Origin of the sequence: Marinimicrobium sp. UBA4209, from assembly GCF_002381585.1 — a bacterium.
GTDB classification, from domain to species: Bacteria; Pseudomonadota; Gammaproteobacteria; order Pseudomonadales; family Cellvibrionaceae; genus Marinimicrobium; species Marinimicrobium koreense.
The window spans coordinates 21,056-23,240 of record NZ_DFTP01000067.1 but is presented as its reverse complement, the minus strand read 5'-3'; the positions used below and the strand labels follow the sequence as shown (position 1 = coordinate 23,240).

Below are 2,185 nucleotides of genomic sequence, written 5' to 3'. Positions count from 1 at the left end.
CTTCGGCCTTATCCGCCCTACGCCAACTGCGGCATCCGCCATAACCGCCTCGATTTAATGAATACCATGTTGCCATGACAACACCCTGGAGAGAACAATGACCGAACTGCTCACCCCTCTGATCGAACAACGCGCCGATCCCTATATCCACAAACACACCGACGGCTATTATTATTTCACCGCCTCGGTGCCGGCCTACGACCGGCTGGAGCTGCGTCGGGCCAAAACCATTGCCGAGCTGCCTGACGCGGAGCGCGTGGCCGTCTGGCACAAGCCGGATACAGGCCCGTTCAGCGAATTGATCTGGGCACCGGAAATCCATTTCAATCAGGGGGCTTGGTACATCTACTTCGCGGCGGCACCGACCCGGGAAATCAAAGACGGGCTGTTCCAGCATCGCATGTACGTGGTCAGCACCGACGCCGCTAACCCGCTCGAAGGTGAGTGGACCGAACCCAAGCAGATCGACACCGGCATGGATACCTTCTGTCTGGATGCCACAACGTTTACCCATAAAGACCAACTCTACTACGTCTGGGCACAAAAGCAGAACGGCATTCCGGGTAACTCCAATCTGTATATCGCCCCGATGGACACACCCGATGCCATCGCCGGCGAACCGGTACTGCTGACCATCCCCGAGCTGGAGTGGGAAACCCGTGGCTTTATGGTCAACGAAGGGCCCGCCGTACTGATTCGCAATGGCCGTATATTCATCACCTACTCCGGTAGCGCCACCGACGAAAATTATTGTATGGGTGTCATCTGGGCGGACCAGGACGCTGATCTGCTGGATCCAAAAAGCTGGACCAAATCCCAGAAGCCGGTGTTCCAGAGCGATATGGACAATGCCATTTACGGCCCGGGCCATAACAGCTTCACCGTCGCCGAAGACGGTAAGACCGATATGCTCGTGTACCACGCCCGGACCTACACCGAAATCGAAGGGGACCCGCTGTGGAATCCGGATCGCCATACCTTCATTAAACCCATCAAATACGATGCGGACGGCTTCCCGGTATTTGGTAAGCCCTCCATGGTGGACTGACCACCAACCGACTTACGGACCATGAGGTAACACCATGAACGTTAAACACTGGTTAAAAGGCATTGTTGTGTCGCTGGCAGCACTGAGCGCTGTGGGGTGTCAGGCCCAAAAGCAGGTCAGCATTCATGACCCGGTTATGGCAAAAGAGGGCGATCAGTACTACCTGTTCAGTACCGGCCCCGGTATCACCATTTACAACTCCGAGGACATGGTGAACTGGGAGCGTCAGGGGCGTGCTTTTGAAGGCGAGCCCGACTGGGCCAGAGAGGTGGCACCGGAGTTTAATGGCCACTTGTGGGCGCCGGACATCATCTATAACGAAGACACGGAGCAGTGGTACCTGTACTACTCCGTCTCCGCCTTCGGGAAGAACACCTCCGGTATGGGTGTCACTACCACCAAGACCCTAAACCCCGAGTCGGACGATTACGGCTGGGAAGACCAGGGCCTGGTGTTGCAGTCGGTACCCAACCGGGACATGTGGAACGCCATTGACCCCAACGTCATCGTGGATGAAAAGGGCGATGCCTGGTTCAGCTTCGGCTCCTTCTGGGGCGGCATGAAAATGTTCAAACTGAATGAAGATTGGACGGCACCGGCCGAGCCACAGGAGTGGTACACCATTTCCAAGCGCGATCGCTCCATTCTGGTGGATGACACCCAGGCGGGCCCGGCCCAAATTGAAGGGCCGTTTATTTTCAAAAAGGGCGACTACTATTATCAGTTCGTCTCCTGGGGCCTGTGCTGCCGGGGCGCCGATAGCACTTACCATATGGTGGTCGGCCGCTCAAAAGATGTGACGGGTCCTTATCTGGATAAAACCGGTAAGCCAATGAATGAGGGCGGCGGCACCATCATTCTGAAAGGGAATGAAGACTGGTATGGCTTGGGTCATAACAGTGCCTACACCTTCGATGGTAAAGACTACCTGGTATTTCACGCCTATGAAGCCGCAGACGAAGGCCTGCAAAAACTGAAGATCGCCGAAATCGAGTGGACCGAAGATGGTTGGCCCGAAATCGATCCGGCGGTATTGAATGAATACCAGAGCGTGTTGATCGAAGAGTAAAGCGTGTAACGATAACGGCGGATGCGGAGCATGCCGCCGTGTTCTGTGTAGGGCGGATAAGGCCAAAG

The 2,185-nt window shown here is 55.7% G+C and carries 2 protein-coding genes; both read left to right on the top strand.

Going from position 1 to position 2,185, the window contains the following annotated elements:
• Positions 1-97 precede the first annotated feature (97 nt).
• Positions 98-1,048: a glycoside hydrolase family 43 protein gene (locus B3187_RS09595; protein WP_286806046.1), complete on the top strand. Its 951-nt coding sequence runs from the start codon at positions 98-100 to the stop codon at positions 1,046-1,048.
• A gap of 34 nt (positions 1,049-1,082) precedes the next feature.
• Positions 1,083-2,117 (top strand): arabinan endo-1,5-alpha-L-arabinosidase, encoded by a 1,035-nt coding sequence (locus B3187_RS09590; RefSeq protein WP_286806045.1) that lies wholly within the window; start codon positions 1,083-1,085, stop codon positions 2,115-2,117.
• The last annotated feature ends 68 nt before the right edge of the window (positions 2,118-2,185 follow it).